Raw genomic sequence first — 6,034 nt, forward strand, 5'->3', positions numbered from 1 at the left:
GAGAACCCCGCACGGGGCTGCGCGATGGCGCACTCTTGCGAAAGTGGGTGGCCGACTCGGGCGGCGGCACCCTGCCAGTCGGACTGCTGTCATTGCGAGTACCAGCAATCGAGCACGTCCGCGCCGGCCACGGAAATCACCAAGTGAAATCATCAAGAGCCACTCGAGATCGGCATATCGCTTCATGAATCGCCGGGCTAGTCGAGGCGCCAGTACCGGGCAGCGCAGCCGGTGTCGGCCTCGGTCGGACTCATCGTGTGCCACGTCAAGTGCTCGGCCAGGGTCGGGGCCACTCGATGCCACATCAGGTGGGTCTGCGGGATGCCGTGCAGCAGTACCAATGGCGGCCCCGTCGATGCTGCCAGTGCGGGTGTGGCGCCCGGCACACCCTGCCCGTATCGACCGAACCGCACGGTCGAGCTTCCAGCTCCGGGCAGTGATCATGCCGTCGACGGGTCAATTCTGAGCAGGAACCGCCCGCGAGAACGTCAGACCATGGACGCGACATCGGGCTGCCGCACGGCGGTCGGTCGCCGCGAGAGACGGGCGAGGATGATCATGACCGCCGGAATGAGCAGGTCGTAGACAAGGACGCCACCGGTGTTGCCGGGGGCATGGTCGCCGTTGGCGATCCACTGGTAGAGGTGACCGATTACCGCGCCCCACAGGAACATGCCGGCGCCGAGGCCGATGGTGATGCGCTCCCTGGCCGAGCTCGAGGGCGAGCCGGCGCGAAGGCCAAGGACAGCGAGCCCGAGGTTGGCGAAGGCGATTTCGAACTCGAACGGGGTTCGACCGAACCCGATCGCAGTGGCCATCATGTCCGGGATCGCGACGAACGAGAGTGTCATCCACAGGCTTCCGCAGCCGAGTGCACCGATCGCCCACCACCGCTGCCAGGTCTCCAACGTTTCCTGACGGGACGAGCTGTGCCGCGTGCGGATCAGCGCGCCGACGACAGCGACCAGCAGCCAGATGAGAGGGAAAGAAGACTGTGCGAAGTACGAGACCGTGTCCATACCCAAAGTCTTACCTAGTTAATATTAACCTGTCAAGACTGCTGTATGCTCGCACCGTGGACTATGGACTGGCCGACTTGCTGCATCGCGTAGTACTCCTGCTCGGAGAGGCCGCGCGGCAGCGCGGCAGCGATCCCGGAGGGCTGAGCTACAGCCAGATGCGCTTGCTGGGAACGCTGGAAGACATCCAACCGGCAACCCAGCACCAGCTGGCACAAGCACTGTCGGTTTCCGACCCCGCGATCAGCCGGGCGCTGCGCCCGCTAGAGGTCGCCGGCCTCGTGCAGGTCCGCACCGATCCCGAGCACGGGCGGCGACGACTGGTCAGCATCACCGAAACCGGCAGCAAGGCTTTCCGCGACACCGGCACACCACTCTACGAAGAGCTTCGTGACGGTCTACTCGAAGCAGGATTCCCGTACGAGCGATATCTGAGCGACACCGCCAGGCTCGCCGAAATCCTCGCCCGCCCGTGATGCCGCCCGTCGGTCGAGTGCGGGTCGACTATCAGGTAGATACCGGACCCACGTTGCGCTCAGCCGAGGTCCGCGACGGTCGGACGGGAACCGGTGCGCTGTTGCTCTTCGCTGACCAGCTCGGCACCCACTTCCACAGTGGTGAGCGCGCCGGGCGAGAAGTGCCGCGGTGGAACCTGGAACCTCCGCCGCGCGATCGCGCAACCCTGGGTGCGCCCGCGCCGTACCGGTCACGCGAGCACGCGATCATGGCCGACTACTGGGCCTGCTGTTGAATCGTTCAGCAGTCGGGCGGGATCGACACCTCATAACCGGCCGGAGCTCGTCCAAGGAATGGCGGACAGCAACAATGCTTTCGCCCCGGGAACCGATCTCGAAAGTGTGAGGTCCCATTATTCGTAAAGTATGTCGTATGTCGTCGTCGGCCGGGCCTGTCGGTTCACTCGTCGGCAGGCGGGCCGAAATGCGGGTTCTCGACGAGCTGGTCGGCGCGGTGCGTGGCGGACGGGGTGGCGCACTGGTCCTGCGTGGTGAGGCGGGTATCGGCAAGAGCGCGTTGCTGGAGCACGCCCAACTGGCCGCGTCGGGTTTCCGGGTGCTGCACGGGTCCGGGGCGGAGTTCGAGTCCGAGCTGCCGTTCGCCGCCCTGCACCAGCTGTGCCGGCCCGCCGACGATCACCTCACCACACTGCCCATCCAGCACCAGGACGTCCTGCGGGTCGCGTTCGGCCTGGCCTCCGGACCGCCGGACCCCTTCCGCGTCGGGCTGGCGACCTTGGAGCTGCTGGCGGCCGCCGCGCGAGAACGCCCACTGCTGTGCTTGGTGGACGACGCTCAGTGGCTGGACGCGGCCTCGGCGGCGGCGCTGGCTTTCATCGCCCGACGTGTCAACACCGAACGCCTGGCGATGTTGTTCGCCGTCAGGGTGCCCTCCCCTGCCCGAGCGCTGGATCAGCTGCCTGCCCTGATCGTCGAGCAGCTGAGCGACGACGATGCCCGAGCCCTGCTGGCGGCGAAAACTCCCGCGCTGCTCGACCACCAGGTGCGCGACCGGATCGTGGCCGAAGCCAGAGGCAACCCGCTCGCCCTGTTGCAGCTACCCGGCGTCGATGGGTTCGCCATGGCCCACACCTCCTCGGTCCCGACCCGGATCGAGCGGGGCTTCCAAGCCAGGCTGGTCGACCTGCCCACCGAAGCACGCCAGCTGCTGACCTTGGCCAGCGCCGACCCGACCGGCGACCCCGGCCTGTTGTGGCCCGCCGCGCAACACCTGCGGATCGACGTACCGGCCGCCAGCGCGGCCGCCACCGCCACCGGGCTCGTCGAATTCGCGACCCGGGTCCGCTTCTGCCACCCGCTGGCCCGCTCGGCGGTCTACCTCGCCGCCGACGCCGACGAACGCCGACGGGCCCACCAGGTGCTCGCCCAGGTCACGAACCCCACCCTCGACCCGGACCGGCAGACCTGGCACCGCGCGCGAGCCAGCAGCGGCCCCGACGAACACGTCGCGGCCGAGCTCGAACACTCCGCCTCCCGCGCCCGAGCTCGCGGCGGTGTCGTCGCCTCAGCCGCCTTCCTCGAACGCGCGGCGGAACTGTCGCTCGATCCCGTCAAACGGATGGCACGAACCCTCACCGCTGCCCGCGCCGCATTCGACGCCGGCACCCCCCACGCGGCCGCCGGGCTACTCGACACCCTCGAGAACGCCGGCCTGACCGAGCCCCAGCATGCCGAGGTCGACCTGCTGCGTGGCCAGATCGCGTTCCTGCGCCATGGGGATGGCGATGGTCCGGCCTTCATGATCCGGGCCGGACAACGGCTCTCGACGGTGGATCCCCGGCGATCCCGCGACTGCTTCCTGGACGCCCTGGAGATGAGCTTCGTCGTCGGGCGCCCCAGCGGCGTCATGGACAAGGTCCTCGACGCCGCCCGAGCCTCGGCGCCCGCACCGCGCCCGCCGGACATCCTGGACGCGCTGACCCTGCTCACCACTCAGGGGCACCGCGCCGCGGTTCCCCTGATCCGACGTGTCCTCGACGGCGCCGACAATCCGCTCTGGATGCGGCGCCCCGTGCTCTCCGCCGTCGTCGCCGCCAATCTGTGGGATCCGCACATCAGCCAGGCGATCAGCGAGTCATTGATGAGAGCCGGCCGCGACTCGGGGGCACCGCTCGCCCTGCGCCTCGGCCTCGCCCAGGTGGCGTTCAACGCCGCACTGGCCGGCGACGTCGGGCGGGCCATCGAGGCGATCGCCGAGGAGGGGGCGATCGCCGACGCCACCGGAGGACCAGCGGCCTACTACGGCCAGCTGCAGCTCGCGGCGGTCCGAGGCCGACGCGAGGAGGGGCTGGCCCTGATCGCGGAGGCCACCGAGGCGGCGACAGCGCGCGGCACGGAGCAGTTGCTCGCGACCGCCTACTGGACCGCGGCCGTGCTGAACAACAGCCTGGCGGACTATCCCGCCGCACTCGCGGCGGCTCGCCTCGCCACCGCCCACCACGACCTCGCCTTCACCGGGTTCGTCCTGGCCGAACTGGTGGAGGCGGCGGTGCGGTGCGGTAAGCACGACACGGCCACTACCGCACTGGAACAGTTGACCGAACGCGCCGACGCCAGCGGAACCCCCACCGGCCTGGGCATCGCGGCCTGCGCCCGAGGACTGGTGACCGGGGTCGAGGACCACTACCGCGACGCCGTCGAGCACCTCGACCAGAGTCCCCTGCTGCCCTACCGAGCCCGAGCACACCTCGTCTACGGCGAGTGGCTGCGCCGGCAGGGCCGCCGCAAGGACGGCCGCGCCCACCTGCGCACCGCCCACGAGCTGCTGTCCGGCGCAGGGATCGAGGCATTCGCCCGGCGCGCCGCCAACGAACTGCGCGCCACCGGGGAGAACGTCTCCAACCGGTCCACCCGCACCCACGATCAGCTCACCATGCAAGAAGTGCACATCGCCCGCTTCGTCGCCACCGGAGCCACCTCCAACGAAGTCGCCGCCCGCCTCTTCATCAGCCCCCGCACGGTCGACGCCCACCTCCGCAACATCTTCCGCAAACTCGGCATCACCTCCCGCCGGCAACTCAGGCAACTCCCCAACCTCGTGGACCGCGCGCTCGACTCCGGAAACTAGCGCGTGTCCCGTGGATCATGGTCGAGCGGATTCGTAATCTCGGACGGTGGACAGGGTCCGGACCCACAGGCCAAGGAGGGTGCGGGCCGGCCGGGCGCCGCTCTGCGCCACGGTCAACATCAGCGCCGACTCGACTGGGGCGGCGCTGGCTCCACCGGGTCCGCCGTCCTGACCCGCCTGTAGGACGCGCGCCGCGCTCACGGATACTATGAAATATTGTTGAGGTTCTGCTGCTCGATGTCGTGGTAATTCTGGTACGAAGTGCGCAACCGCTCGTTCGCGTCGTCCAACAGATCGTTCAGATCCTTACTGGATTTTTTGAACCAGTCTGTGACATTCTTGGCCGAGAGTGCCGACGGACTCTGCCAACCGTCACCGATGTTGTCGAAGAGCGTACCAATACGCGTCATACGCTCGCCGACCTGCCTTGACAGCTGTTTCACCGTCGTGACCGCTTGTGACATTTCACCCAAAGCCACTTCGAACCCGTGGAAATCCATTCCATCGGGAAGTCCGGTCATACTTCCATCTTCGCCGATTATGTAGGTATTTTTCCCGACGGTCAGAGTCTTCTGTCCCGGCTTGACGACATAACTTTGGTCGCCGATCTTGAACACTTTGTCGTCCGTGTGCAGCTTGCCGTCGGCATCGACCTTCCAGGTCTGACCATCGATCTCGATTTCGTTCTGCCCGGCGTGCAACGTGTATTCTTTATCACCGATTTTGAATACCCGGTCACCGTTGTCCGGCGGGTGCAGCTTGCCGTCGCCGCCGAGCTCCCAGGTCTTACCATCGATGTCGATCTTGTTCTGGCCGGCCGCCAACGTGTACTCGTGGCCGTTGACCTCGAATACTCGATCGCCATTGTCCGGCGGCATCAGTCTGCCGTCCGGACCGAGCGTCCAGGTCTTACCGTCGATGTCGATCTGCGTCTGACCCTTGTGCAGCGTGTACTCGTGACCACCGACCGTGAAGACCCGGTCACCGTCGTCCGGCGGCATCAGTTTGCCGTCCGAGCCGAGCGTCCAGGTCTTACCGTCGATGTCGATCTGCGTCTGACCCTTGTGCAGTATGTACTCGTGACCACCGACCGTGAAGACCCGGTCACCGTCGTCAGGTTGACCATTATCGGCAGCAGCAAGCACTCGTTGGTTCACGACAACTCCAGGTTCAGAGGTGCACAGTCATTCCGGCGAACCGTCTATCCGGCGCCACCGCGGCGCCTTTCGACCGGCGGAACATGGACACCACGCTACCAGTGCGCGGCAGCGCCGAGAAGCACTTACATTTGCTTTCCACACGGCGCAAACAGAACCTGAACAATACGCCGAAAATTTGCAAACGGCCCGTCCGCATCGGGCGCACCACGATACCCGTGGTAGTCGTGGCCATTACTCGATAGCACTCGGGGC

General features: G+C 66.9%; 5 protein-coding genes. 2 read left to right on the forward strand and 3 right to left on the reverse strand.

The window, feature by feature from the left end:
• Nucleotides 1-197 precede the first annotated feature (197 nt).
• Nucleotides 198-413 (reverse strand): alpha/beta fold hydrolase, encoded by a 216-nt coding sequence (locus tag G406_RS55495; protein ID WP_084215868.1) that lies wholly within the window; start codon nt 411-413, stop codon nt 198-200.
• A 75-nt stretch (nt 414-488) separates the two neighbouring features.
• Nucleotides 489-1,019, reverse strand: a complete 531-nt coding sequence (locus G406_RS0108215) for a DUF6790 family protein (protein ID WP_028933469.1) — start codon at nt 1,017-1,019, stop codon at nt 489-491.
• A gap of 56 nt (nt 1,020-1,075) precedes the next feature.
• On the opposite strand from G406_RS0108215, the gene G406_RS0108220 reads away from it, so the two are divergent.
• Both G406_RS0108220 and G406_RS45415 read left to right on the forward strand, forming a co-directional pair.
• A complete protein-coding gene (locus tag G406_RS0108220) occupies nt 1,076-1,495 on the forward strand; it encodes a MarR family winged helix-turn-helix transcriptional regulator (RefSeq protein ID WP_028933470.1) in 420 nt (139 codons plus the stop codon).
• Between the two features lie 412 nt (nt 1,496-1,907).
• On the forward strand, nt 1,908-4,622 hold the full coding sequence (locus G406_RS45415) for an AAA family ATPase (protein ID WP_037075687.1): 2,715 nt from the start codon (nt 1,908-1,910) through the stop codon (nt 4,620-4,622).
• Between the two features lie 206 nt (nt 4,623-4,828).
• Here G406_RS45415 and G406_RS0108235 read toward each other — a convergent pair whose 3' ends face one another.
• Nucleotides 4,829-5,779, reverse strand: coding sequence for a WXG100 family type VII secretion target (locus G406_RS0108235; RefSeq protein WP_028933472.1), 951 nt, complete (start codon nt 5,777-5,779; stop codon nt 4,829-4,831).
• Nucleotides 5,780-6,034: the final 255 nt, after the last annotated feature.

This window comes from Actinospineispora spinosispora DSM 44797, assembly GCF_000429025.1.
GTDB classification, from domain to species: Bacteria; Actinomycetota; Actinomycetes; order Mycobacteriales; family Pseudonocardiaceae; genus Pseudonocardia; species Pseudonocardia spinosispora.

What these genes read in the sequence shown, in the direction of transcription:
- G406_RS45415 (WP_037075687.1), top strand. Translation starts at nt 1,908, where the DNA reads ATGTCGTCGTCGGCCGGGCCTGTCGGTTCACTCGTCGGCAGGCGGGCC.
- G406_RS0108215 (WP_028933469.1), bottom strand. Translation starts at nt 1,019, where the DNA reads ATGGACACGGTCTCGTACTTCGCACAGTCTTCTTTCCCTCTCATCTGG.